This window comes from Enterobacter cloacae complex sp. 418I7, assembly GCF_050030705.1.
GTDB lineage: Bacteria > Pseudomonadota > Gammaproteobacteria > Enterobacterales > Enterobacteriaceae > Enterobacter > Enterobacter intestinihominis.
On record NZ_JBLGUU010000001.1, the window covers coordinates 3,602,185 to 3,628,753 of the forward strand.

Consider the following 26,569-nt stretch of genomic DNA (forward strand, 5'->3'; position numbering starts at 1 on the left):
ACTCGAAATTATCACCGTTTGGCATAAAAAGGATAACAAAAATGACACATCCAATTATCGAAGCTCTGCGCGGCAAAGAAGCCCAGTTCACTGAATTACGTCGCTATTTTCATCAGCATCCTGAAATTGGTTTTGAGGAGCACAATACGAGCGATCGCGTTGCGGCGTTGCTTGAGGAATGGGGATATGATGTTCATCGCGGCCTGGCGAAAACCGGTGTGGTCGGCACACTGAAGGTGGGTAACGGGCCTAAACGCCTGGGTCTGCGCGCCGACATGGATGCGCTGCCTATGCAGGAAAACAGCGGCAAGGCCTGGAGCAGTACCGTTGAGGGTAAATTCCACGGCTGCGGTCATGACGGCCACACCACAACGCTCCTGTATGCAGCGGAGTACCTGGCACGCACCCGCAATTTTAACGGCACGCTGCACCTTATTTTTCAGCCCGCGGAAGAACTTCTGTATGGCGGACGCGTTATGGTAGAGGACGGTTTGTTTGACCTGTTCCCCTGCGACCACATTTTTGGTCTGCACAATATGCCGTCACAGCCCGTCGGAAAAATTGGTCTGCGCGATGGCGCCATGATGGCCTCTTCGGACACCCTTCATATTGAGGTTAACGGCGTGGGGGGTCACGGTGCGGTGCCAGAACATACCGTAGATGCCACCCTGGTTGCCTGTCATATCACTATCGCTTTGCAGTCCATTGTTTCGCGCAATATCACCCCTTTTCAGCCTGCCGTCGTTACCGTAGGCAGCATTCAGGCTGGACATGCCCCCAACATCATCAACGACAAAGTATTGATGAAACTTACCGTGCGCACGCTGGATGAAAGCGTGCGGCAAACCGTGCTACAGCGCATCCATGATATCGCCGTTGCGCAGGCGGAAAGTTTCAATGCCACGGCTACCATTCGACACATTAATGGCAGCCCGGTACTGAAAAACAATCCGCAAGCCAATGAGATGGTGCGCAACGTCGCCACCGATCTGTTCGGTCAGGAGTCCGTCGCGGAGGTGAATGCGTTTATGGGCAGCGAGGACTTTGCGTTCATGCTCGAGAAAAATCCCAATGGCTGTTATTTCACCCTTGGCGCTGGCGATGAGCCTGACCGCTGCATGGTGCATAACCCGGGCTACGACTTTAACGACACTATTCTCCTCACCGGCGCGGCGCTGTGGGCCGCACTGACCGAACACTATCTGCGCTGATTCGCACCTTCCCGGGAGGGCTGCATTATGAGTACCGTTTCCCTGACAGACGCATCCGCCTACGCCGGTAACGATCGGCTGCTGGCGGGTATCGTCATGAGCGTTCTGACCTTCTGGCTGTTTGCCCAGTCGGTTATCAACGTGGTTCCGGCCATGCAGAATAGCCTCGACATTGCCCTCGAAACCCTTACGCTGGCCGTCAGCCTGAGCGCGTTGTTTAGCGGCTGTTTTGTCGTAGCCTGCGGTGGGTTTGCCGATAAGTTTGGGCGCATGCGCCTGACCATGACAGGCCTGATTTTGAGCATGATCGGAAGCGGTCTGCTGTTCATTTCATGGGAGCCCGTCCTGTTTCTGTTGGGAAGAGCGATACAGGGGCTATCCGCGGCCTGCATCATGCCCGCCACGCTGGCGCTGATTAAGACCTGGTATGAAGGGAAAGCACGCCAGCGCGCAATCAGCTTCTGGGTTATTGGTTCATGGGGCGGGAGTGGCCTGAGCTCGTTTGTGGGAGGCGCCATCGCCACCACGCTGGGCTGGCGCTGGATTTTTATTTTGTCGATAGTGGTGGCTCTGGTCGCGCTATTGCTTATCCGCGCCACGCCGGAAAGCCGCAGCCCTGATGCGTGTCGACACAAGCTGGATATCAGCGGCCTGGTGAGTTTTGTCCTTATGCTGGTGCTGTTCAATCTGTTTATCAGCAAAGGACACAGCTGGGGCTGGAGCAGCAGTTTATCGCTTCTTGTACTGTGTGGAGCCGTGATTGCACTGATGTGCTTTGTCGTTACCGGGCGGCGGAAGGGCGATGCGGCATTGATCGATTTCGCCCTGTTTAAAAACCGTGCCTATAGCGCCTCGGTATTCTCAAATTTCCTGCTCAACGGCTGCATTGGCACCATGATGATCGCCAGCATCTGGTTGCAGCAAGGCCATCATCTGTCACCGCTACAGACCGGCATGATGACGCTGGGGTATCTGGTTACCGTACTGGCGATGATCCGGGTGGGTGAAAAACTGCTTCAGCGCTATGGCGCCAGGCTGCCGATGATGACCGGCCCGCTGCTGACCGCAACAGGTATTACGCTGATTTCATGCACCTTCTTAAGCAAAGAGGTCTACATTGTCACCGTCTTTCTGAGCAATATTTTATTCGGGCTGGGGCTCGGATGTTACGCCACGCCCTCAACGGACACGGCGGTAATGAATGCCCCTGAAAACAAAGTGGGGGTGGCTTCAGGGATCTATAAGATGGGCAGTTCCCTTGGCGGCGCAATGGGGATCGCGGTCACCGCATCGCTGTACGCCCTATGGCTGCCGATGGGAATGGCCAGTGCCGCGCAGTATGCCTTGCTGTTCAACAGTGCGATTTGCCTTGGGTCGGCAGTCGTGACCTGGGCTTTACTGCCAACAACAAAAGCCCCGCGTTAAGCGGGGCCACAAAAGTATCAGGCAATGTTCAGATATTTGTGCGTCTGCATCGACAGGCGCCAGTTGCGGGCGATACAGGTTTCAATGCACAGACGGGTTGCATCGTCTTTCTGGCTGATAGGCTGTAGCGCGATCACGCGCTGCTTTTCGTCCGTCAGCGTCGCCAGCAGTTCGTCCAGCGCTTCGATGTCACGCACGCGCCCCACCGGATGTTTGATCTCATCCGCACGCTCAAGCGCCTGCGACAGTACGTCATAACCGCCGCGCATATTCACTTTCGGTGAAACCGTTACCCACGTTGAATGGGAGCAGCGCACTTCATGGGTACCGCTGGTTTCGATCTGACAGCTATAGCCGTTCTTCTCGAGCAGTTCGGTGAGGGGCATCAAATCGTGAATGCAGGGTTCCCCGCCGGTGATCACCACATGCCGCGCCGTCCAGCCCTGACGACCAATAATGGCAAGCAGATCTTCCGCGCTGCCCGCGCCCCATTTATCGCTCTCTTTGGTTTTCGCCAGAATGCTGAACAGCGACACTTCCCGATCTGCGAGCTTATCCCACGTATGTTTGGTATCACACCAGGCGCAGCCAACCGGGCATCCCTGTAAACGAATAAAGATAGCGGGAACGCCGGTAAAGTAACCCTCGCCTTGCAGGGTCTGGAACATCTCGTTAATCGGGTACTGCATAGTCAACTCTGTTAAGGGAATAAACGATAAGTATCGCAGATCCCCGTCAGATGATCATGCTCCATCGGTGCTTTGCGCGCCAATTGCCGCCATAAACCGTTCCGTAATTTGCTGCGGTCGGGTGATCGCCCCGCCGACGACAACCGTATGCGCACCCAACTCCAGACACCTGGCCGCGCGATCGGGGGTATCCACGTTACCTTCGGCAATCACGGGGATCGTGACGGCAGACAGCACCTCTTTCAAAAACGCGCAGTCATTTTCCGGTAGCGAATGGCCCGCGGTCTCTGCCGTATAACCGTAAAGGGTGGTTCCGACACAATCAAACCCCAGCGCCTGCGCGGTCACGGCCTCCTGCACGGTGGCAATATCCGCCATCAGCAGCAGCGAAGGGTAACGGGTGCGGATCTGCGCGATCAGCATGTCCAGCGATACGCCACCGGGCCGTTTCCGGGCGGTCGCATCCAGCGCAACGATGTCCGGGGCGACCGCCATCAGCTCATCCACTTCTTTGAGCGTTGCGGTGATAAACACCTCGCTATCCGGATAGTCCCGTTTGATGATGCCGATGACCGGCAGTGAGACCAGCCCTTTGATAGCCTTGATATCCACCACGCTATTGGCGCGGATCGCAGCGGCACCGCCCTGGGCTGCCGCCAGCGCCATTCGCGACATAATAAACGGGCTGTGCAGCGGTTCATTTTCCAGCGCCTGGCAGGAGACGACCAGTTTTCCTTTCAGGTTATCCAGTACAGTTTTCATTACGATAAGATCTCTTCCACTTCGTTTTTGATAATGGTGACGTGCGGGCCATAGATGACCTGGACACCGTTGCCGCGGACGATAACGCCGCGCGCGCCGGTCGCTTTCAGTGCTGCTTCATTGACTTTGCTACTGTCTTTCACCGTGACGCGAAGACGCGTGGCGCAGCAGTCAACGTCATCCAGATTGTCTCTTCCACCCAATCCGGCGATCACCGCCGCGGCACGCTCGCTTTGCGGCAGGGTAGCCTCGTCAGCCAACGCCTCCTTTTCACGGCCCGGCGTGGCAAAATCAAAACGTTTAATCAGATAGCGGAAAGTACAGTAGTAAAGGAAGAACCACGGTACGCCTACCAGCGGGACGAACATCCAGTTAGTTTTCGCTTCACCCTGCAAAATGCCGAACAGCACGAAATCAATAAACCCGCCGGAGAAAGTTTGCCCGATGGTGATATGCAGCATGTGCGCGAGCATAAACGCCAGCCCGTCAAACAGCGCATGAATGACGTACAGCACCGGCGCAATAAACAGGAATGAGAACTCGATGGGCTCGGTAATGCCCGTCAGGAAAGAGGTTAACGCCGCTGACAGCAGCAGCCCGGCTACGCGCTTCTTGTTCTCGGGTTTAGCCGTGTGGTACATCGCCAGGCAGGCGCCCAGCAGGCCAAACATCATCGTGATAAAGCGCCCGGACATGAAGCGCGACGTGCCCTCATAGAAGTGCTGGGTGTTCGGGTCCGCGAGCTGAGCAAAGAAGATCCGCTGCGTGCCCTCAACCAGGTGACCGTTAACAATTTCACTGCCGCCAAGCGCGGTGGTCCAGAACGGCAGATAAAAGATGTGGTGCAGGCCAAACGGGCCAAGCATGCGCAGGATGAAGCCGTACAGCAATGTTCCCAGATAGCCGGTGGCATCCACCAGACCGCCAAGGCCAAAGATCAGCTTCTGAAAATGCGGCCAGACCACGGTCATCAGCGCGCCGACGAGTATCGCCGCCAGTGAGCTGATAATGGGTACGAAGCGTGAGCCGCCAAAAAAGCCCAGGAATTGCGGAAGCGCGATTTTATTAAACCGATGATGCAGTGCGCAGGTCACAAGCCCAATAACGACCCCACCAAACACGCCCGTTTCAAGCGTCTGAATACCCAGCGTCATGCCCTGCCCTACGGCGCCCGGGTTCTCATGCGCCAGTTTTCCGGTCAGGATCAGCAGCGCATTGATAGTGGCATTCATCACCAGATAAGCGAGTAATGCCGCCAGCCCTGCCGTACCTTTATCATTTTTTGCCAGCCCAACGGCGACCCCAACAGCAAACAGTACCGACAGGTTTGCGAACACAATCGAGCCTGCACTGCTCATGATGGTAAAGATGGCCTGTAGCCAGCCAACGTCTAAAAATGGATACGCGGTAAGCGTATTCGGATTCGATAGCGCCCCGCCGATCCCCAACAACAGACCTGCTGCGGGCAGTATGGCGATGGGTAACATAAAGGATTTGCCAAAGCGCTGCGCTTTTTCAAACCATCCGCCGGAAGACGCTCCGCTGAACATTTGCATCATTTTTTTATCCCCCTGGTTGTTGATGAAAATTTTTACCACATATAATTTAAATTGTGAAAATTACCACCAAAAATCAGGACGCCGATCATACTTTTTCGAAATGACTGGCATCTCTCCCCCGCTTTCCGCCACACTAGTTGGCAGAGAAACGCATTAAGGATCTAGCATGTCGGACCATGAAAACCTGCTGCTGAAGCTACGCCAGGAGGCTTCCGGGTACAGCCCAACGCAACAAAAACTGGGGGAGTTTGTTCTCAACGATCCTGCCAGGGTGCTCTACCTGACGATCACCGAGCTGGCGCGTGAAAGCGGCACCAGCGAGGCCAGCGTCACACGCCTTTGCCGCACGCTGGGCTGTAAGGGATATAACGAATTTAAAATGGCGCTTGCGCTGGATATTCAGCAGGGTTTGCCAGAGCGTCAGGCAGGAGATGCGATAGATAACGTGGTGGATGAGTCTGTCCAGGCGCTGCAAGATACCGCAAAACTCCTCGACCGGGCCCAGCTTGAACAGGCGACACTGGCCTTGCATCAGGCGCAATCAGTGCAAATTTACGGGGTGGCGGCCAGCGCGATTCTGGGGGAGTATTTGCATTACAAGCTGCTGCGACTCGGCAAACCTGCACAGCTGTTTAGCGATATGCATCGCGCCGCCATGAATGCGACGACGCTCTCGAAAGAGACGCTGGTGGTGGCCATCTCAAGTTCTGGCTCTACACGGGATCTGCTTCACGTGGTGAAACTCGCCCGCAAGCGTGGCGTTAAGGTACTGGCGCTCAGCAATACACCCCGCAGCCCGCTGGCCTCCCTGAGCGATTTACAGCTGGTTGCAGCCAAGCCCGAGGGACCGCTGAGCGCGGGTGCGCTCAATGCCAAGGTTGGCGTGATGCTGCTGGTTGAACTGCTTACCACTTCCCTTATTGCAGTAGACAGCCATTACGGTGACGTAAGCCAGCAAACGGCCAGCGCCACGCTGCCGCTTCTGCTATAGAAAACAAAAAACCCGCCGAAGCGGGTTTTTTCATAAGAACGAAAGTTCAGGCTTATGCCTGGCCTTTGATCTCTTTACGACCGTTGTAAGGTGCTTTTTCGCCCAGCGCTTCTTCGATACGAATCAGCTGGTTGTATTTAGCAACACGGTCAGAACGGCTCATAGAACCGGTTTTGATCTGGCCAGCAGCGGTACCCACAGCCAGGTCAGCGATGGTAGCGTCTTCAGTTTCGCCAGAACGGTGAGAGATAACAGCGGTGTAGCCAGCGTCTTTCGCCATTTTGATCGCAGCCAGCGTTTCGGTCAGAGAACCGATCTGGTTGAATTTGATCAGGATGGAGTTAACGATGCCTTTCTCGATGCCTTCTTTCAGGATCTTGGTGTTGGTTACGAACAGATCGTCACCAACCAGCTGGATTTTGTCGCCCAGTACTTTGGTCTGGTATGCGAAACCATCCCAGTCAGACTCGTCCAGACCGTCTTCGATAGAAACGATTGGGTACTGTTTGGTCAGGTCTTCCAGGAAGTGGGTGAACTCTTCGGAGGTGAATGCTTTGTTGCCTTCGCCAGCCAGAACGTATTTACCGTCTTTGTAGAATTCAGATGCTGCACAGTCCATCGCCAGGGTGATGTCTTTGCCCAGCTCGTAGCCTGCTGCTTTAACCGCTTCAGCGATAACAGCCAGCGCTTCTGCGTTAGAACCCAGGTTTGGCGCGTAGCCACCTTCGTCACCAACAGCAGTGTTCATACCTTTAGCTTTCAGAACTTTAGCCAGGTTGTGGAACACTTCAGAACCCATACGCACCGCTTCTTTCAGGGATTTCGCGCCAACAGGCTGAATCATGAATTCCTGAATATCAACGTTGTTGTCTGCGTGCTCACCACCGTTGATGATGTTCATCATTGGTACAGGCATGGAGTATTTGCCTGGGGTGCCGTTCAGTTCAGCGATGTGCTCGAACAGTGGCATACCTTTAGCAGCAGCGGCTGCTTTGGCGTTCGCCAGGGAAACTGCCAGGATTGCGTTCGCACCGAAGTTAGATTTGTTTTCAGTACCGTCCAGATCGATCATGATCTTGTCGATGCCAGCCTGATCTTTGGCATCTTTGCCAACGATAGCCTGAGCAATAGGACCGTTAACAGCGCCAACCGCTTTCAGTACGCCTTTGCCCATGAAACGGGATTTGTCGCCATCACGCAGTTCCAGCGCTTCGCGGGAACCTGTAGATGCGCCTGATGGAGCAGCAGCCATACCGACGAAACCACCTTCCAGATGAACTTCGGCTTCAACGGTCGGGTTACCACGGGAGTCGATGATTTCACGACCGATGACTTTAACGATTTTGGACATTAGATTTTCCTCAGTACAAGTTAAACTAAAACTCCAGACAAACAACGCGTACCAGGGGTACGCGTTGCCGTTCTAACTTTTTTTACTTCGCCTGACGCTTCTGGTACTCGCTGGCGGCTTTCACGAAGCCTGCAAACAGCGGATGCCCGTCACGCGGCGTTGAAGTAAATTCCGGGTGGAATTGGCAGGCCACGAACCACGGATGGTTTGGCACTTCGATGATCTCGACTAACTGATCATCCCCAGAACGGCCTGCAACACGCAGACCTGCAGCTTCAATTTGTTTCAACAACATGTTGTTGACTTCATAGCGGTGACGATGGCGCTCGGTAATCACCGGCTCGCCGTACAGCTTGCGAACCACGCTATCGTCTGACAGCTGGCAGGCCTGTGCGCCAAGACGCATGGTGCCACCCAGATCGCTCTTCTCGGTACGGACTTCGACGTTACCGTCTTCGTCGCGCCATTCCGTAATCAGCGCCACGACAGGGTACTTACAGTCTGGCACAAATTCCGTAGAGTTCGCGTTTTCCATTCCCGCTACGTTGCGCGCAAATTCAATCAGCGCAACCTGCATACCCAGGCAGATGCCGAGGTATGGAATATTGTTTTCACGCGCATAGCGTGCAGTGGCGATCTTGCCTTCAACACCACGGTAGCCGAAGCCGCCAGGGATGAGAATCGCATCCAGATCTTTGAGAATTTCAACGCCGCGCGTTTCAACATCCTGCGAATCAATCAGCTTGATGTTGACGGAGACGCGATTCTTCAGACCACCGTGCTTCAGCGCCTCGATAACTGACTTATAGGCATCCGGCAGTTCAATATACTTGCCGACCATACCGATAGTCACTTCGCCGCCCGGATTGGCTTCTTCGTAAATCACCTGCTCCCATTCAGACAGGTTAGCTTCCGGACAGTTCAAGCTGAATCGTTTACAAATATAATCGTCCAGACCCTGTGATTTCAACAGGCCCGGGATTTTATAAATGGAATCGACGTCTTTCATTGAAATAACGGCTTTTTCAGGCACGTTACAGAACAATGCAATTTTCGCGCGTTCGTTCGCCGGAATCGCGCGATCGGAACGGCAAACCAGGATATCAGGCTGAATACCGATGGAGAGCAGCTCTTTAACGGAGTGCTGAGTCGGTTTGGTTTTCACTTCACCTGCTGCCGCCATGTAAGGCACCAGCGTCAGGTGCATGAACAGCGCGTTCTCACGACCAATATCTACCGCCAGCTGACGAATCGCTTCGAGGAACGGCAGGGATTCGATATCCCCTACGGTACCGCCGATTTCAACCAGCACAACGTCATGCCCTTCGCCACCGGCAAGGACACGCTCTTTGATGGCGTTAGTGATGTGTGGGATGACCTGCACGGTCGCGCCCAGGTAGTCACCACGGCGCTCTTTACGCAGAACGTCAGAGTAGATGCGGCCAGTCGTAAAGTTGTTACGACGGGTCATTTTGGTACGGATGAAACGCTCGTAGTGGCCAAGATCCAGATCGGTTTCAGCGCCGTCTTCAGTAACGAACACTTCCCCGTGTTGGGTTGGGCTCATGGTGCCTGGATCGACGTTGATGTACGGATCCAGTTTCATCATGGTCACATTGAGGCCACGGGCTTCAAGAATGGCTGCGAGGGAGGCTGCGGCAATGCCTTTACCCAGAGAGGATACGACCCCGCCGGTCACAAAAATATAGTTCGTTGTCATGCTGAACCTGAGAAGTTAGGGTGAAACGATGGAATAACCAGGACGGGAAAGTAGTATACCCGAACACGACGAGCGCCACAAACTTTCATTCTCCGTCTCCTTCCCAGGCCATGACAAACATAAGGAGTGAGAAAATAGCCCCTTTTGGGTAAATGTTTTTGACGCAAATCAAGCGCTTGTCATTTAAAAAATCACACAAATTGCGCTTGATCGCAAAATTTCGTTAGAGATCATGTTCCTGGCGTTTTACTTCCTGCCAGACTTCCTCCATCGCGTCGAGGTCAATGCCGCTCATTTCCAGGCCGCGCGAGGCCACAATCCGCTCAACTTCGCGGAAGCGACGTTCGAATTTAATGTTCGCTTTTTGCAGGGCGGTTTCCGCTTTTACACCGAGGTGGCGAGAAAGGTTGACGGTCGCGAACAGCAGATCGCCCATCTCCTCTTCCAGCTTTGCTTCATCCACAACGGCCTGCTGCGCTTCATGCATCACTTCGTCGATCTCTTCGTGCACTTTTTCCAGCACCGGGCCGAGAGAGGTCCAGTCAAACCCTACCGCCGAGCAGCGCTTTTGAATTTTGTGCGCGCGCATCAGCGCAGGAAGGTTCAGGGGAATGTCGTCCAGCGCCGAGTGCTGGGATTTTTCAGCGCGTTCGGCGCTTTTGATCTGCTCCCAGCGCGCCAGCACTTCCGCACTGTTGCCTGCGGAGGCATCGCCAAAGATATGCGGATGACGGCGCTCCAGCTTGTCGCTGATAGCGGCGCAGATGTCGTCAAAGTTAAAGCGCCCCTCTTCCTGCGCCATCTGAGCGTAGAACACCACCTGGAACAGCAGGTCGCCCAGCTCACCGCGCAGGTCGTCGAAATCTTCGCGCGAAATCGCGTCCAGCACTTCGTAGGTCTCTTCCAGCGTGTAAGGCGCAATGGTGGCGAAAGTCTGCTCTTTATCCCACGGGCAGCCGTTTTCCGGGTCGCGCAGGCGTTTCATGATGCCAAGCAGGCGGTCGATTTGAGTCATAGTTCTGTCCTGATGTCAAAATGCCGGGTGGCAGCGTTGCCTTACCCGGCCTACAGAAGAGGATGTTCAGCCGCCGTGCAGACGACGCGCGTCAATCACATCCGGCACCTGGTTCAGTTTACCGAGCACCCGGCCCAGCACCTGCAGGTTATAGATTTCGATGGTCATATCGATGGTGGCAAGCTGCTCGCGGGTATCGCTGCGGCTGGCAACGCCCAGCACGTTGACCTTCTCGTTGGCGAGAATGGTGGTGATGTCGCGCAGCAGGCCACTGCGGTCGTTGGCAGTGACGCGCACCACCAGCGAGTAGCCAGCGGAGTAGCTTTCACCCCAGACGGCTTCCACGATACGTTCCGGCGCATGCGATTGCAGCTCAGCAAGCTGATCACAGTCGGAGCGGTGAATTGAGATCCCGCGCCCCTGGGTGATAAAGCCGACAATATCGTCACCCGGTATCGGCTGGCAGCAGCGGGCAATATGGTGCATGAGGTTACCCACCCCTTCAACCACCACGCGGCCATTGTCCTTGCTGCGCTGCTGCGGAGCGTAGGTTTTCTGCTGGAGCTGTTTCAGCGCTGCCGCATCCTGCTCTGCCGCGCTTGGCTTGTTGAACTGCGCTTGCAGGAAGTTCACCATCTGGTTCAGGCGGATATCGCCGCCGCCAATCGCCGCTAACAGTTCGTCGAGCTCGTTGAAGTTGTAGCGCGGCAGCAGGAACTTCTCCGCCTCTTTCAGGTTTATCCCGATATGCTCCAGCTCGTCGTCAAGGATCTGACGACCGGCAAGGATATTCTTGTCACGATCCTGCTTGCGGAACCAGGCGTGAATTTTAGAGCGCCCGCGGCTGGTGGTCACGTAACCGAGGTTTGGATTCAGCCAGTCGCGGCTTGGGTTTGGCTGCTTCTGGGTGATGATTTCAATCTGGTCACCCATCTGTAGCTGGTAGGTAAACGGTACGATACGTCCGCCGATCTTCGCCCCGATGCAACGGTGCCCCACGTCGCTGTGAATGTGGTAGGCGAAATCGAGCGGCGTAGAGCCTGCCGGCAGATCAACCACATCCCCTTTCGGGGTAAAGACGTAGACGCGATCGTCGAAGACCTGACTGCGCACTTCGTCGAGCATTTCGCCGGAGTCGGCCATCTCCTCCTGCCACGCAATCAGCTTACGCAGCCAGGCGATACGGTCCTCGTGACCGGAGCGCGCGCCGCCGGAAGTGCCTTCTTTGTACTTCCAGTGCGCGGCGACGCCCAGCTCGGCGTCTTCGTGCATCTGTTTAGTACGGATCTGAATTTCCACAGTTTTGCCGCCGGGGCCGAGCACCACAGTGTGGATGGACTGATAGCCATTCGGTTTGGGGTTCGCGACGTAGTCATCGAACTCATCCGGCAGATGGCGGAAGTGAGTATGTACTATCCCCAGCGCGGCGTAGCAGTCCTGGAGACGCTCCGCCACGATACGCACGGCGCGCACGTCAAACAGCTCGTCAAAGGCGAGGTGTTTCTTCTGCATTTTGCGCCAGATGCTGTAGATGTGCTTCGGACGCCCGTAGACCTCGGCGCGCACATTCTCCTCTTTCATCGACTGGCGCAGCCCGCTGACAAATTCCTCGATATAGTGCTCGCGGTCGATGCGGCGTTCGTGCAGCAATTTTGCAATGCGTTTGTATTCCGCCGGATGCAGATAGCGGAAGCAGTAATCTTCCAGCTCCCACTTCAGTTGCCCGATACCCAGACGGTTCGCCAGCGGCGCATAGATATTCGTACACTCTTTGGCGGCCAGGACGCGCTCGTCTTCCGGGGCATCCTTCACTTCGCGCAGATGGGCAACCCGTTCGGCCAGCTTGATCACCACGCAGCGAAAATCATCCACCATCGCCAGCAGCATGCGGCGGACGTTATCCACCTGCTCGGAAGAGACAGAATCCGTTTGCGCGGCTTTCAGTTGACGGATGGCGGCCATATCACGCACGCCGTGGATGAGCGCCACGACGGACTGGCCGACGCTTTCACGCAGCACGTCTTCCGTCACCACGTTAGCATCTGCCAGTGGGAACAGCAGTGCGGCCTGTAGCGTTTCGATATCCATGTTAAGCATGGAGAGAATTTCAACCATCTCCACGCCGCGCCACAACAGCAGTTCAGCGTCCGGATGCCCCTGCGTTGTGCGTAAACAATAGGCCCAGGTTTCGGTTAAGCGTTCACACGACTGCTGGCTGGAAATCCCCAGACTTGCGATCCATTTTTGAGGGTCAAACTCACCAGCTTTATTTAAATGTGCACTTCTTACCGCAACCATCGTCCTCTCCTTTAGGGACAAGGGCCTGTCGAAGTCGACAAGCCAAACTCATTAGATGTGCTCGAACAACACCATTGATTCCAGATGTCCAGTGTGCGGGAACATGTCCAGCATTGCCAGACGCCGAATCTGGTAACCCCCGCTCAATAATGCTTCGCTGTCACGGGCCAGCGTCGCCGGGTTACAGGAAACATAGACCACGCGTTCAGGCGCGAGTTTAATTATATGCTGCATCACGCCCGGCGCACCTGCGCGCGCCGGATCGAGCAGGATCTTATCAAAGCCCTGCTTAGCCCACGGTTGCTGAGTAACATCATCCTCAAGATTTTGATGAAAGAATGTCACATTTTGCAAGCCGTTCTGTTGGGCGTTCTCCTGGCCTTTCGCCACCAGCGCCTCAACGCCTTCCACCCCGACCACGCTTGCTGCTTTGCGGGCCAGCGGCAGGGTAAAGTTACCCATACCGCAGAACAGATCGAGCACCCGATCGGTGGGCTGGACGTCAAGCCACGCCAGCGCGTTCGCCACCATCTGCTGGTTCACGCCGTCATTGACCTGGATAAAATCCCGCGGGCTGAACGTTAAGCGTAGCCCGTCTGACGCATACCAGGGCGCGTCTCCGCTAACCTGCTCAAGTATCTCGCTTTGCGGCGCGAGGAAAAGCGCAAGCTCATGAGAATGCGAAAAGCGTTCCAGTTTTTCGCGATCTGCCCTGGACAGCGGTGCGGTGTGGCGCAGCACCATCAGCGGGCCGCCGTTGGCCAGCACCAGTTCGACATGGCCCAGCGAACGCACACCATCCAGCGATGCAAGACAGTGGTGCACGGCCGGGAGCAGTGCCTCAAGTTGGGGCACCAAAACAGGGCATTGCGTGATGGAGACGATATCGCTGGAGCTGGCTTTGCGAAACCCCATCTCCAGCCGTTCAGTTTTTGGCTGGTAGCTTAGACTCAGGCGAGCGCGGCGACGGTAGCCCCACGGCTGGTCAGCAACAATGTCACTGACGTCATGTTTTAGCAGGCGGGCCAGCGCGTTGCTTTTACTTTTTTGCTGTAATTCTGTGCTGGCATGCTGTTGCTGACAGCCTCCGCAAACGCCAAAATGGGGGCAGCGAGGCGTCACGCGCTCCGGGCTATCATTAAGACGGCGCTTGACCTGGCCGCGCGCATACTGGCGTTTGTCCTCCGTCAGCGTAATATCTGCGCGTTCTCCTGGCAGCAAACCTGTGATAAACAGTGTCTTACCCTTGTGACGCGCTACCCCCTGTCCAAAAGGGTCGAGGTCAGAGGCTTCAACAGTTATGATCTGACGCGTCGTCACGCGTCGTTTTGCAGAGTAGAATTGCGCCATCGCCGAGATTGTTCTCAAATAAACATAATTAGCCTGATTGTCCCATAACGGAACTCCATGACCAACTACAGCCTGCGCGCGCGCATGATGATTTTGATCCTCGCTCCTACCGTTCTCATCGGTTTGCTGCTGAGCATTTTCTTTGTGGTGCATCGCTATAACGATTTGCAGAGACAGCTTGAAGATGCCGGGGCCAGCATTATCGAACCGCTGGCCGTCTCCAGCGAGTACGGTATGAACCTGCAAAACCGTGAATCCATTGGTCAGTTAATCAGCGTGCTGCACCGCCGTCATTCAGAGATTGTGCGCGCCATTTCCGTTTACGATGAGCATAACCGTCTTTTCGTCACCTCGAATTTCCATCTGGATCCCACGTCGCTGAAAATCCCGGAAGGTACCCCTTTCCCGCGTCATCTCACGGTCCTGCGGCGCGGCGATATCATGATCCTGCGCACGCCGATTATCTCAGAAAGCTATTCACCCGACGAATCCGCCCAGTCCGATGCGAAGTCCAGCAATAATATGCTGGGATATGTGGCGCTGGAGCTGGATCTCAAGTCGGTGCGGCTCCAGCAGTACAAAGAAATATTCATCTCCGGCGTGATGATGCTGTTCTGTATCGGCATCGCGTTGATCTTCGGCTGGCGGCTGATGCGCGACGTCACGGGGCCTATCCGTAACATGGTGAATACCGTTGACCGGATCCGCCGGGGTCAGCTGGACAGCCGCGTGGAAGGCTTCATGCTCGGCGAGCTGGATATGCTGAAAAACGGCATCAACTCAATGGCGATGTCGCTGGCGGCTTATCACGAAGAGATGCAGCACAACGTTGACCAGGCCACCTCTGACCTGCGCGAAACGCTGGAGCAGATGGAGATCCAGAACGTGGAGCTGGATCTGGCGAAAAAACGCGCTCAGGAGGCGGCCCGTATTAAGTCTGAGTTCCTGGCAAACATGTCGCATGAGCTGCGCACGCCGCTGAACGGGGTGATTGGCTTCACCCGTCTGACGCTTAAAAGCGAGCTCAACCCGACCCAGCGTGACCACCTGCATACCATTGAACGCTCAGCCAACAACCTGCTGACCATTATTAACGACGTACTGGACTTCTCGAAGCTGGAAGCGGGCAAGCTGATTCTGGAGAGTATCCCCTTCCCGCTGCGCAGCACACTGGATGACGTGGTCACGCTTCTCGCCCACTCCTCGCATGATAAGGGGCTGGAACTGACGCTCAATATCAAAAATGACGTTCCGGATAACGTCATTGGCGACCCGCTGCGCCTGCAACAGGTCATCACCAATCTGGTGGGCAACGCGATTAAGTTCACCGAGAGCGGCAACATCGACATTCTGGTCGAAAAAAGGGCGCTCAGTAATAATAAAGTCCAGATTGAAGTTCAGATCCGGGATACCGGCATCGGCATTCCGGAGCGCGATCAGTCGCGTCTGTTCCAGGCGTTCCGCCAGGCCGATGCGAGCATTTCCCGTCGTCACGGCGGAACGGGCCTGGGTCTGGTGATCACCCAAAAGCTGGTGAAAGAGATGGGAGGCGATATCTCCTTCCACAGCCAGCCTAACCGGGGCTCGACCTTCTGGTTCCATATCAATCTTGATCTTAATCCGAACGTGCAAACCGACGGTCCGGTCACCGACTGCCTGAAAGGGATGCGTCTGGCCTATGTGGAACCGAACGCCGCCGCGGCGCAGTGTACGCTGGATGTATTAAGCAGCACGCCGCTGGAGGTGGTCTACAGCCCGACCTTCTCTGCGCTGGCGAACGATCATTACGATATTCTTTTGCTGGGGATTCCGGTGACGTTTACCGGAGAACTGACCATGCAGCAGGAACGGCTGGCGAAGGCGGCCTCAATGACGGACTACCTGCTGCTGGCTCTGCCGTGCCACGCCCAAATCAACGCCGAAGAGCTTAAAAACGACGGGGCGGCGGCATGTCTGCTGAAACCCCTCACCGCCACACGGCTGTTACCTGCGTTGACCGAATATTGCCGTCTGACGCATCAGTCCCTGCCGCTGGAAAACGACGAACATAAGCTGCCGATGACGGTGATGGCCGTGGATGATAACCCGGCAAACCTTAAGCTGATTGGCGTGCTGCTTGAGGATCAGGTTCAGCACGTTGAACTGTGTACCAGCGGCGCCGAAGCCGTAGAACAAGCCAAACAGATGCAGTTTGACCTGATCCTGATGGATATTCAGATGCCGGGCATGGATGGCATCCGCGCCTGCGAATTAATTCGTCAGCTTCCGCACCAGCAGCAGACGCCGGTGATTGCCGTGACGGCGCACGCGATGGCGGGACAAAAAGAAAAACTGCTGGGTGCGGGCATGAACGATTATCTGGCGAAACCGATCGATGAAGAGAAGCTGCACAGCCTGCTGCTGCGCTACAAACCGGGGCACATTGGCGGGACGTACACCATTTCAGCTGAATCGCCGGAAATCAGCGTTAACCAGAATGCCACGTTTGACTGGCAACTGGCGCTGCGCCAGGCAGCAGGCAAAGCCGATCTGGCCCGCGATATGCTGCAAATGCTGGTGGACTTCCTGCCTGAGATCCGTAACAAGGTTGAAGAACAGCTGGTGGGCGAAAACCCTGAAGGGCTGCTGGAGGCCATCCATAAACTGCACGGTAGCTGCGGCTACAGCGGCGTGCCGCGGTTGAAAAATCTCTGCCAGTTGCTTGAACAGCAGCTCCGCGCGGGTACGCCAGAATCCGATCTTGAGCCGGAGTTTCTGGAGCTGCTGGACGAGATGGACAACGTGACGCGGGAAGCGATGAAGGTGTTGGGAAGCTAAGACAAAAGCCCGGTGGCGCTTCGCTTACCGGGCCTACAGGAGCACGATCGTTAACGCGACATCCCCTGCCCCACCTTTATCACCGTCGCAATATTCCTTGCGGCCATCTGTACATTCTGTTGCGCATTTTCCAGCGCATCCTCCAGCGAGCAGATGGTGTAAATCACGCTGAATACCGCATCCAGTCCGTGCTCGTGCACCACGCCAACATCCGCCGTCAGGCTGCCGGCAATGCCGATAACCGGTTTGTTATAGCGTTTCGCGACTCTCGCCACGCCAACGGGCACTTTGCCGTGGATCGTCTGGCTGTCGATACGCCCTTCGCCCGTGATCACCAGATCGGCGTCCGCGACCTGTTCATCGAGATGCAGGGCATCGGTGACAATCTCAATCCCCCGACGAAGCTGTGCCCCGCAAAATGCATACAGCGCCGCCCCCATTCCGCCAGCTGCTCCGCCCCCCGCCAGGTTTAAGACGTCAATGTCCAGATCCCTGGCGATAATGTTTGCGTAATGCGCAAGCGCGTTGTCCAGCGTCCTGACCATCTCCGGCGTCGCCCCTTTCTGCGGACCGAATACCGCAGAAGCGCCAGTCTCGCCGATCAGGGGGTTGGTCACATCGCAGGCCACTTCAATTCGACAGTCTGCCAGCCGCTCATCCAGCCCACTAAGATCGATATGCGCAAGGCTTGCCAGTTCGCCGCCGCCCGGCCCAACGGGCTGTGCTTTCGCATCCAGCAGTTTTACGCCCAGCGCCTGCACCATGCCTGCGCCACCGTCATTGGTCGCGCTGCCTCCAATGCCAATAATGATATGCTTAACGCCCGCATCCAGCGCATGACGGATCAGTTCCCCGGTCCCCCACGAGGTGGTGATTAACGGGTTACGCTTTGCAGGAGCAACAAGCTCCAGACCGCTCGCGGCCGCCATCTCGATAAACGCGCTTTTCCCGTCTCCGGATAACCCGAAAAACCCTTCCACGTGTTCTCCCAAAGGCCCGGTAACGGGAACATGGACAAGACGCCCATGGGTGGCTGCCACCATCGCTTCCACCGTCCCTTCGCCGCCATCGGCAACAGGTAATTTGACGTACTCTGCTGAGGGGAAAATTTCGCGAAAACCGACCTCTATCGCTGTCGCCACCTCCAGCGCGCTCAAGCTTTCCTTATACGAGTCCGGAGCGATAACAATTTTCATAAGCCATCCTTACGCATGTTAGTTACGTTAAGCATACACCACGTAAGGGACCGCCCATGGGAGCGGTCCCAGTTGGCTTATCGTACCATGCACGGACGTTTATTGTCGAATGACCATTCTGGGATCAGGTACTGCATCGCCAGCGCATCATCACGTGCGCCCAGCCCGTGTTTCTGGTAAAGCTCGTGCGCTTTCATGACCTGATCCATATCCAGTTCAACGCCCAGCCCCGGCGTAGCTGGAACCTGCACCATCCCCCCCTTGATCTCAAACGGCTGTTTAGTCAGGCGCTGATTGCCCTCCTGCCAGATCCAGTGGGTGTCGATAGCGGTAATGTTGCCCGGCGCAGCAGCCGCTACGTGGGTGAACATCGCCAGCGAGATGTCGAAGTGGTTGTTGGAGTGCGAGCCCCAGGTCAGGCCGAACTCATGGCACATCTGCGCCACGCGAACCGAGCCCTGCATCGTCCAGAAGTGCGGGTCTGCCAGCGGAATATCCACCGATTGCAGCGAGAGCGTGTGCCCCATCTGGCGCCAGTCGGTCGCGATCATGTTGGTGGCGGTTGGCAGCCCGGTGGCGCGACGGAACTCCGCCATCACTTCACGTCCAGAGAACCCCTGCTCTGCGCCGCACGGATCTTCCGCGTAGGCCAGCACGCCTTTGAGCTGCTTACCAATTTTGATCGCCTCTTCAAGCGACCAGGCACCGTTCGGATCCAGCGTGACGCGCGCCTGCGGGAAGCGCTTCGCCAGCGCGGCAATCGCCTCAGCTTCTTCTTCACCCGCCAGTACGCCGCCTTTCAGCTTGAAGTCATTAAAGCCATATTTTTCATACGCGGCTTCAGCCAGGCGCACCACCGCATCCGGGGTCATCGCTTCATCGTGACGCACACGATACCAGTCGCATTTTTCGTCCGGCTGGCTCTGGTACGGCAGCGGGGTGAGTTTGCGGTTGCCGATAAAGAACAGGTAGCCGAGCATTTCCACTTCGCTGCGCTGTTGGCCGTCGCCCAGCAGGGAGGCGACATTGACGCCCAGATGCTGGCCTAACAGATCCAGCATCGCAGCTTCAATGCCCGTGACCACATGGATAGTGGTACGCAGATCAAACGTTTGCAGACCACGGCCACCCGCATCACGATCGGCAAAGGTCGTACGCACGCTGGTCAGCACATTTTTGTACTCGCCCAGCGTTTTACCTACCACCAGCGGAATGGCGTCCTCCAGCGTTTTACGGATCTTCTCCCCGCCCGGGATTTCACCGACACCGGTATGCCCTGAGTTGTCCTTGATCACCACAATATTACGGGTGAAGAACGGCGCATGGGCGCCGCTCAGGTTCATCAGCATGCTGTCATGTCCCGCGACAGGAATGATCTGCATGGAGGTGACTACAGGGGTAGAAAATGTGCTCATCGTTCGATCCTTTTATCAGTGACGTCCAAATACAGGGCGCTTACGGTCAAATGTCCAGCCGGGGATAAGGTACTGCATCGGGCCTGCGTCGTTGCGCGCGCCGCCCGGCAGTTTTTTATACGCTTCATGCGCCTTGTGGATCTGATCCCAGTCAAGCTCCACGCCCAGCCCCGGCGTATCCGGTACGGCAATGGTGCCGTTTTTGATTTCAAGTGGATTTTTGGTCAGGCGCGCTTCGCCTTCCTGCCAGATCCAGTGCGTATCGATGGCGGTCGGGTTACCCGGCGCCGCCGCGCCAACGTGGGTAAACATCGCCAGCGAAATGTCGAAATGGTTATTGGAGTGGCAGCCCCAGGTGAGCCCCCAGTCATCGCACAGCTGCGCCACGCGCACCGCGCCGGAAAGGGTCCAGAAGTGCGGATCAGCCAGCGGTATGTCCACCGCATTCAGCATCACCGCGTGGCCCATTTCGCGCCAGTTAGTGGCGATCATGTTGGTCGCAACCGGCAGCCCGGTAGCGCGGCGGAATTCGGCCATCACCTCGCGGCCAGAAAAGCCCTGCTCGGCGCCGCACGGATCTTCCGCGTAGGTCAGCACGTCGCCCAGTCCTTTGCACAGCGCGATAGCTTCATCCAGCCGCCAGGCGCCGTTCGGATCGACGGTGATGCGTGCCTCCGGGAAGCGTTTTTTCAACGCGCGCACGCTGTCAATCTCCTGTTCGCCCGGCAGAACGCCGCCTTTCAGCTTGAAGTCTTTAAAGCCGTAGCGATCCTGCGCCGCCTCTGCCAGGCGTACCACCGCCTCGCCAGAGAGCGCTTCCTGATGACGCAGGTGATACCACGCGTGGCTGCCCGGCGAGCGCTCCAGATACGGCAGATCGGTTTTCGTCCGGTCGCCAACGTAGAACAGATAGCCCAGCACCGTTACTGCATCACGCTGTTTGCCTGGCCCCAGCAGTTCGCAGACCGGCACGTTCAGCGCCTTGCCCAGTAAATCAAGGAGAGCCGCCTCCAGCGCCGCCACCGCGTTAACGCGCAGTTCAAACGTCCAGGCGCCTTTGCCGAAAGTATCAAAATCAGCCGACTGGTTGCCCTTATGCACCCGCTGAACCACCTTGTTCAGGCGGGCGACCTCCTGCCCAACCACCTGCGGGATGGCGTCGACCAGCGTCTGGTAAATCACCTCTCCGCCCGGCGCTTCCCCGACGCCGGTATTCCCTGCGCTGTCGGTCAGCACCACGATGTTGCGGGTGAACCAGGCGTTATGCGCGCCGCCAATGTTGAGCAGCATGCTGTCCTGACCCGCCACCGGGATGACTTTCATCTCCGTCACGATCGGGCTTGATTGCGTTGTCATCATCCGCGCTCCCCAACAGGTTTCAGTTCGATTCGTTTGATGTCCCCCACCAGCACCAGGTAACTGAGTACCGCCACCAGCGCATGGACGCCTACATAAATCAGCGCACCATTGAAGGAGCCGGTGGTGCCGACGATGTAACCGATAGCGATTGGGGTGACAATGCCGGAAATGTTGCCAAACATGTTGAACAGACCGCCGCTCAGGCCGCTGATCTCTTTCGGCGCGGTATCTGCCATCACCGCCCAGCCCAGCGCGCCAATGCCTTTACCGAAGAAGGCCATCGCCATAAAGCCGATAATCATCCACTCCGCGCTGACGTAGTTACAGAACACCATGGTCATGGAGAGCAGCATGCCGAGCACGATTGGCGTTTTACGCGCAATATTCAGCGAACCGGTGCGACGCATCAGCCAGTCGGAGATGACCCCGCCGAGCACCCCGCCCACGAAGCCGCAGATGGCTGGCACAGAGGCGACAAAACCCGCCTTCAGAATCGACATCCCGCGCGCCTGCACCAGATAAACCGGGAACCAGGTAATGAAGAAGTAGGTTAAGGCGTTAATGCAGTACTGGCCGAGATAGATACCGATCATCATCCGTGAGCCGACGAGCTGTTTGATCTGCCCCCATTTCTGGCTGAACGGGACTTTTGCTTTCTGGGTTTTCTGATCCATGTTGATCAGCGCCCCGCCTTCAGCAATGTAGTCCAGTTCTTTCTTGTTCACGCCCGGGTGCTGGTTTGGTTCGTGGATCACTTTCAGCCAGATAAAGCTGATGACGATCCCCAGCCCGCCCATGAAGAAGAAGACGTGCGACCAGCCCACTTCGTGCGTCAGCCAGCCCATAATTGGCGCGAAAATAACCGTCGCAAAGTATTGCGCCGAGTTAAAGATTGCTACCGCCGTTCCCCTCTCCTGCGCCGGGAACCAGGCGGCCACAATGCGGCTGTTGCCCGGGAAAGATGGCGCTTCCGCTAAACCCACCAGGAAGCGGAGGGTAAAGAGCGCAATGATAATGCCGAAGCCGCTGAAGATATCCACGAAGCCCTGTAACAGGGTAAACATCGACCAGATGAAAATGGACCAGAAATAGACCCGTTTTGAGCCAAAGCGGTCCAGCAGCCAGCCGCCAGGGATTTGGCCGATTACGTAGGCCCATGAAAATGCGGAGAAAACATAACCCATACCCACCGGATCAAGTCCGATGTCCTTTGCCATCTCAGAGCCGGCAATGGATAACGTGGCACGGTCGCCGTAGTTGAAAGAGGTGACGATAAACAGCATCACCACTATCCAGTATCGGGCGTTGGTGCGCTTCTCAGCGCTGCTCGCCGCGTGGCTTAATGTACTCATTGTTGCACTCCTGAAACATAGCTTTCGCCTGGTTCATTCTGTACAGCACCTGTAGGGTAATCAGAATGAGAGATTTGTGTTTGGTTTTGGTACGGCCCGAAGCCGTTTTATAGTGACGGGAAAAGTATATGAAGGAGTGACCGGTTCTCTCACCGTGCAGAAACACAACATTGACGGGCGTGGGGAACGTGGTTTGGGGCATAAGCCCAAAGTGGTGGAAGATACTTCACGGAATTGAGGATATGGTGCAGCTTCGTTGCCGGGTGGCGGCTACGCCCTACCCGGCCTACAGCTCGTATAGTACAGGGTTAGTTCAGGAGCGTGGCCCAATGTTCAACCCAGGGATTTGACTCGCTTTCCGGTTCGGGGTGCTCGCCAGCATCAATCAGTAACATCTCGCCGACCCGCTGAGCGTGCTGTTCCTGCAACAGCGCGTCGAACTGCTTACCGCCGCCGCAGAAATTGGCGTAAGAGCTATCGCCGAGGGCGATGATGCCATAGTGAACATCTGGCTGATAGCCAAGCTGGTCTTTAATGCCCTGGAAAAGCGGGACGATGCTGTCCGGGAGATCGCCCTGCCCGGTGGTGGAGGTCACCACCAGAATGTATTTATCTTTATACTTTTCCCAGTCTGCCAGCTCCGGGTCTTCATAGACCGTTGCTTTATGGCCCTGATTGACGAGGATTGCTTCTGCTTCCTCCGCAACCAGCAGCGAGTTGCCGTACATCGTGCCGACAAAAATACCTACTTCAGCCATGCTTTGCTCCCGTAATTATTGCGCTTGCTGTTCATCCTGAACGTTGCCTGCGGCAAACTCAACCCTTTCATTTTCGGGGAGTTGTCCCAGCCAGCCAAACTGTGACAGCGCCTGCATCCAGACCTCGTCCAGCCCCGCGCGAATAGTCAGCGGTTCGCCGGTAAACGGGTGCGTCAGGCTTAGCTCGCTGGCGTGCAGCATCAGTCGGTTACAGCCAAAGTGCTCTGCCGCGCTGCGGTTCTGCCGCAGATCGCCGTGCTTGCTGTCGCCGATAATTGGGTGGCGCAGATGTGCAAGGTGGCGGCGAAGCTGGTGCTTGCGCCCGGTTTTGGGCAAAAGCTCAACCAGACTGTATCGCGTAGTGGGAAATTTGCTGGTCGCCACCGGCAGTTCTGTGGTCGCCATACCGCGATAGTCGGTCACCGCAGGCTGCGGACCTTTATCTTCGCGGGCAAATTTATCGGCGATTTTATCCAGTTCCTCCACCAGCGGATAATCCAGCGTGGCGGAATCCGTCAGCCAGCCGCGCACAATGGCGTGGTAGCGCTTCTGGATCTGGTGCTGTTCAAACTGCTGCGACAGCAGGCGCCCGGCCTCACTGGAAAGCCCCATCAGCAGAACGCCAGAGGTTGGCCGATCCAGACGGTGGGCAGTAAAGACGTGCTGACCGATTTGGTCGCGCACGGTTTGCATAACAACCACTTTCTCATCGCGATCGAGCCAGCTTCGGTGTACCAGCCAGCCGGACGGTTTATTCACCGCCACCAGCCACTCATCCTGATACAGGATCTCAAGCGTCATGCATCGTCACCGGCGAAAAGCGTATCCAGCTTTTCCAGCTCAACCAACATAACGTCGCGCGCCGGGTGAGTCGCCTCCAGCGCCATTTCGTAATAGGGAGAGACGGCAAACGCCTGGGGCAACGCGTGTCCCCCTTCCAGCAGCGCGTGCATGCGCGGAATTAATACCCACTGGAGCCATTCGAATGGAGACAGCGTATCCAGACAAAACGGCTGGGTGCTGGCGAACGCGTCTGGCTGCGGCGCACTTTCCTGCCACAGCTGATGCTGGCGCATAAGGGCTTCGATGGCGTGCAACTGCGCACGAACGCTATCGTGATGCGTCATAGTAACCTCAACTGAAAAACGGAATGGCGCGAAGCATAGCATTGCGGAAGACAGAAATAAAAAAAGGGAGCACTGTAAAAACAGTGCTCCCGGTTCGTTTCGCAGCATTCCAGCTACAATACGTGCTCCCTGCTCATCCGTGACAACTTTTCCTGATGCCCGAAGGCCTGGTCATCCCTTTACCTTTTGCTTCCTGCTCACATCATCCTGACGTGTAGGTTTCGTCCTGAAACGTCCTGGCCATCCTGACCCACCGACCATCCTGACCGGCTCACGTTCTCCTTCCTGGAGGTGTCCCTTACGCATCCTGCGTGATCCACTTTGCTTCATCCTGAAGCCTTCCTGCGGCGTCGTCCTGACGTGTTCCTGGTGAGAAACGCCATCATCCTGATGTTCGTTTCTCGCGTCGGCATCCTGTCGACACAGATAGAATCCGCTATTCTGCCTCGTCTTACAACCCACCCTGTGAGCAAGGTAAGCCTGGCGAAACGGGGATAATCGTTTCAGGAAATCGCTAACCTGTTGAAAGGGAAGTTAATATTAATCTGAAATCCCTAAGACAAAGCTAATTGTTTCGGCGATGTCTCACAGTGCGTGTAAGAGATCTCTCACACGTCCAGTAGCATCATGGATTACAGAAGCGGCTCAAGTCGGGTAAGAAAATCCGCAAGAGAAGGCGCGAGAACGTCGCGATTGCGGGTGCCGAGCGTCTCTTTAATGACCTCGCCAGACAGGTTGCAGACTGAAATGACGTCCAGTTCACTATCGAGCGTCGCAATAAAGAGAGTCGGGGAGAGCTTAAGGCGTTTTTGCGTGACCAGGTGACCAATGAGGTTTTCCTGAACGCGTTGAAGATCGTCTTCGCTCCAGGTTTGCAGCAGCGTCAGCGGCTGTCCTGCAAAACATGCAGTCATATCCCCGGCAAACTGCGTGGTATAAATTGCATGAAGCGCAGGTTGTATCACAATGTCCATTGCGCGTTCAACCGCATTTACATTCTGCTCGCCCGTGAACGGTTTCGGTTGCCAGATAACGTAATCATCCTGCGAAGCGATAATGCACGGTGACGGCACGCCATATAAGTCAGTACTTTGCGGCCACGTCCCCCGCTTTTCATGCCAGGCATCGCAATAGCGGGTCGTGAAGGACGTCAGGGCATTTGCAGTTTCGATATCCACCGATTTCTCTCTTCTTGTAAGACAGGATAAACTCAGCCCCTAAGTGTACCTGTAAAGTGGCTATGAAACATGTCTTACGAAAATCATCAGGCGTTAACGGGCTTAACGCTGGGTAAATCGACCGATTACCGCGACACCTACGACGCAAGCCTGCTTCAGGGTGTGCCGCGCAGCCTGAACCGCGATCCGCTTGGCCTTCATGCCGACGCGCTGCCGTTCGTCGGCGGCGACATCTGGACGCTGTACGAACTCTCCTGGCTGAATGCGCGCGGTCTGCCGCAGGTGGCCGTGGGCCATGTCGAGCTGGATTACGCCAGCGTAAACCTGGTTGAATCCAAGAGCTTTAAGCTCTATCTCAACAGCTTTAACCAGACCAAATTTAACAGCTGGGACGAGGTACAACAGACGCTTGAACGTGATTTAAGCGCGTGCGCGCAGGGGAACGTAACCGTCTCGTTATACCGTCTGCATGAGCTGGAAGGTCAGCCCATCGCCCATTTCCACGGCACCTGCATCGACGATCAGGACATTGATGTGGAGAGCTACGAATTTAGCACCGACTATCTGGAAAACGCGGCGGGCGGAAAAGTGGTCGACGAAACGCTGGTCAGCCATCTGCTGAAATCCAACTGCCTTATCACCCATCAGCCGGACTGGGGCTCGGTACAGATCCAGTATCGCGGCCCGCAGATTGACCGGGAAAAGCTGCTTCGTTACCTGGTGTCATTCCGTCATCACAACGAATTCCACGAGCAGTGCGTGGAACGCATCTTCAATGACATACAGCGTTTCTGCCAGCCCGAAAAGCTGAGCGTTTATGCCCGCTATACCCGTCGCGGCGGCCTGGACATTAACCCATGGCGCACCAATACCGATTTTGTGCCTGCCACCGGACGGCTGGTGCGCCAGTAAGATAAATATTTTCACAATATGCGGGCGGTATTCCGCCCGAAGTGTTGTGAAACGTCATAAGCCAGGGCTATTGTAATCAACAGG

At 56.1% G+C, this 26,569-nt stretch carries 21 protein-coding genes; 5 read left to right on the plus strand and 16 right to left on the minus strand.

Features of this window, described 5'->3' with window-relative positions; genetic code table 11:
* The first annotated feature begins 41 nt into the window (after positions 1-41).
* Together ACQG0S_RS17325 and ACQG0S_RS17330 are read left to right on the plus strand one after the other, a co-directional pair.
* A complete protein-coding gene (locus tag ACQG0S_RS17325) occupies positions 42-1,211 on the plus strand; it encodes a M20 aminoacylase family protein (RefSeq protein ID WP_048966189.1) in 1,170 nt (389 codons plus the stop codon).
* Between the two features lie 27 nt (positions 1,212-1,238).
* A complete protein-coding gene (locus ACQG0S_RS17330; protein WP_045308742.1) occupies positions 1,239-2,636 on the plus strand; it encodes an MFS transporter in 1,398 nt (465 codons plus the stop codon).
* A gap of 17 nt (positions 2,637-2,653) precedes the next feature.
* Here ACQG0S_RS17330 and queE read toward each other — a convergent pair whose 3' ends face one another.
* The 3 genes from queE to ACQG0S_RS17345 are packed head-to-tail and all read right to left on the minus strand — an operon-like array spanning position 2,654 to position 5,646.
* Positions 2,654-3,325, minus strand: coding sequence for a 7-carboxy-7-deazaguanine synthase QueE (gene queE, locus ACQG0S_RS17335; protein ID WP_006811780.1), 672 nt, complete (start codon positions 3,323-3,325; stop codon positions 2,654-2,656).
* Positions 3,326-3,379: 54 nt separating this feature from the next.
* Positions 3,380-4,087 carry an N-acetylmannosamine-6-phosphate 2-epimerase gene (locus tag ACQG0S_RS17340; RefSeq protein WP_023298492.1) on the minus strand — a complete coding sequence of 236 codons (708 nt, stop codon included), beginning with the start codon at positions 4,085-4,087 and terminating at the stop codon, positions 3,380-3,382.
* Positions 4,087-5,646, minus strand: a complete 1,560-nt coding sequence (locus tag ACQG0S_RS17345; protein ID WP_169441282.1) for a maltose/glucose-specific PTS transporter subunit IIC — start codon at positions 5,644-5,646, stop codon at positions 4,087-4,089. The genes ACQG0S_RS17340 and ACQG0S_RS17345 overlap by 1 nt, the downstream gene beginning before the upstream one ends.
* 166 nt (positions 5,647-5,812) lie before the next feature.
* Between ACQG0S_RS17345 and ACQG0S_RS17350 the strand changes: the two genes are divergently transcribed.
* A complete protein-coding gene (locus tag ACQG0S_RS17350) occupies positions 5,813-6,637 on the plus strand; it encodes a MurR/RpiR family transcriptional regulator (protein WP_015571725.1) in 825 nt (274 codons plus the stop codon).
* Between the two features lie 52 nt (positions 6,638-6,689).
* Here ACQG0S_RS17350 and eno read toward each other — a convergent pair whose 3' ends face one another.
* The 5 genes from eno to rlmD all read right to left on the minus strand — a co-directional run bounded on the left by eno (position 6,690) and on the right by rlmD (position 14,371).
* On the minus strand, positions 6,690-7,988 hold the full coding sequence (eno, locus tag ACQG0S_RS17355; RefSeq protein WP_022649201.1) for a phosphopyruvate hydratase: 1,299 nt from the start codon (positions 7,986-7,988) through the stop codon (positions 6,690-6,692).
* An 82-nt stretch (positions 7,989-8,070) separates the two neighbouring features.
* On the minus strand, positions 8,071-9,708 hold the full coding sequence (gene pyrG / locus ACQG0S_RS17360) for a glutamine hydrolyzing CTP synthase (RefSeq protein WP_022649202.1): 1,638 nt from the start codon (positions 9,706-9,708) through the stop codon (positions 8,071-8,073).
* Positions 9,709-9,931: 223 nt separating this feature from the next.
* On the minus strand, positions 9,932-10,723 hold the full coding sequence (gene mazG, locus ACQG0S_RS17365) for a nucleoside triphosphate pyrophosphohydrolase (protein WP_003862720.1): 792 nt from the start codon (positions 10,721-10,723) through the stop codon (positions 9,932-9,934).
* Positions 10,724-10,789: 66 nt separating this feature from the next.
* Positions 10,790-13,021 carry a GTP diphosphokinase gene (relA, locus tag ACQG0S_RS17370; protein WP_022649204.1) on the minus strand — a complete coding sequence of 744 codons (2,232 nt, stop codon included), beginning with the start codon at positions 13,019-13,021 and terminating at the stop codon, positions 10,790-10,792.
* A gap of 51 nt (positions 13,022-13,072) precedes the next feature.
* Positions 13,073-14,371 carry a 23S rRNA (uracil(1939)-C(5))-methyltransferase RlmD gene (gene rlmD / locus ACQG0S_RS17375; RefSeq protein ID WP_022649205.1) on the minus strand — a complete coding sequence of 433 codons (1,299 nt, stop codon included), beginning with the start codon at positions 14,369-14,371 and terminating at the stop codon, positions 13,073-13,075.
* Between the two features lie 57 nt (positions 14,372-14,428).
* Between rlmD and barA the strand changes: the two genes are divergently transcribed.
* The gene (barA, locus tag ACQG0S_RS17380; protein WP_022649206.1) at positions 14,429-17,188 is read left to right on the plus strand and encodes a two-component sensor histidine kinase BarA; all 2,760 of its coding nucleotides are present in this window, start codon (positions 14,429-14,431) and stop codon (positions 17,186-17,188) included.
* Between the two features lie 50 nt (positions 17,189-17,238).
* On the opposite strand, the gene ACQG0S_RS17385 is transcribed toward barA, so the two are convergent.
* From ACQG0S_RS17385 to syd, 8 genes are all read right to left on the minus strand, one after another.
* Complete coding sequence (locus ACQG0S_RS17385) at positions 17,239-18,384, minus strand: glycerate kinase (RefSeq protein WP_048966643.1); 1,146 nt, start codon at positions 18,382-18,384, stop codon at positions 17,239-17,241.
* A gap of 77 nt (positions 18,385-18,461) precedes the next feature.
* Positions 18,462-19,799 carry a glucarate dehydratase gene (gene gudD, locus ACQG0S_RS17390; protein WP_046618678.1) on the minus strand — a complete coding sequence of 446 codons (1,338 nt, stop codon included), beginning with the start codon at positions 19,797-19,799 and terminating at the stop codon, positions 18,462-18,464.
* A gap of 15 nt (positions 19,800-19,814) precedes the next feature.
* Positions 19,815-21,155, minus strand: coding sequence for an enolase C-terminal domain-like protein (locus ACQG0S_RS17395; protein ID WP_046618823.1), 1,341 nt, complete (start codon positions 21,153-21,155; stop codon positions 19,815-19,817).
* Positions 21,155-22,510, minus strand: coding sequence for a galactarate/glucarate/glycerate transporter GudP (gene gudP / locus ACQG0S_RS17400; RefSeq protein ID WP_003862734.1), 1,356 nt, complete (start codon positions 22,508-22,510; stop codon positions 21,155-21,157). The genes ACQG0S_RS17395 and gudP overlap by 1 nt, the downstream gene beginning before the upstream one ends.
* Before the next feature lie 308 nt (positions 22,511-22,818).
* The gene (locus ACQG0S_RS17405) at positions 22,819-23,268 is read right to left on the minus strand and encodes a flavodoxin (RefSeq protein ID WP_022649212.1); all 450 of its coding nucleotides are present in this window, start codon (positions 23,266-23,268) and stop codon (positions 22,819-22,821) included.
* Between the two features lie 15 nt (positions 23,269-23,283).
* Entirely contained in the window at positions 23,284-24,069 is a 786-nt protein-coding gene (gene truC, locus ACQG0S_RS17410) for a tRNA pseudouridine(65) synthase TruC (protein WP_023298500.1), read from the minus strand.
* A complete protein-coding gene (locus ACQG0S_RS17415; RefSeq protein ID WP_022649214.1) occupies positions 24,066-24,395 on the minus strand; it encodes a YqcC family protein in 330 nt (109 codons plus the stop codon). The genes truC and ACQG0S_RS17415 overlap by 4 nt, the downstream gene beginning before the upstream one ends.
* A 632-nt stretch (positions 24,396-25,027) precedes the next feature.
* The gene (syd, locus tag ACQG0S_RS17420) at positions 25,028-25,573 is read right to left on the minus strand and encodes a SecY-interacting protein (RefSeq protein ID WP_022649215.1); all 546 of its coding nucleotides are present in this window, start codon (positions 25,571-25,573) and stop codon (positions 25,028-25,030) included.
* A gap of 69 nt (positions 25,574-25,642) precedes the next feature.
* Here syd and queF point away from each other — a divergent pair, with 69 nt between their 5' ends.
* Entirely contained in the window at positions 25,643-26,485 is an 843-nt protein-coding gene (gene queF, locus ACQG0S_RS17425) for an NADPH-dependent 7-cyano-7-deazaguanine reductase QueF (protein ID WP_023298501.1), read from the plus strand.
* The last annotated feature ends 84 nt before the right edge of the window (positions 26,486-26,569 follow it).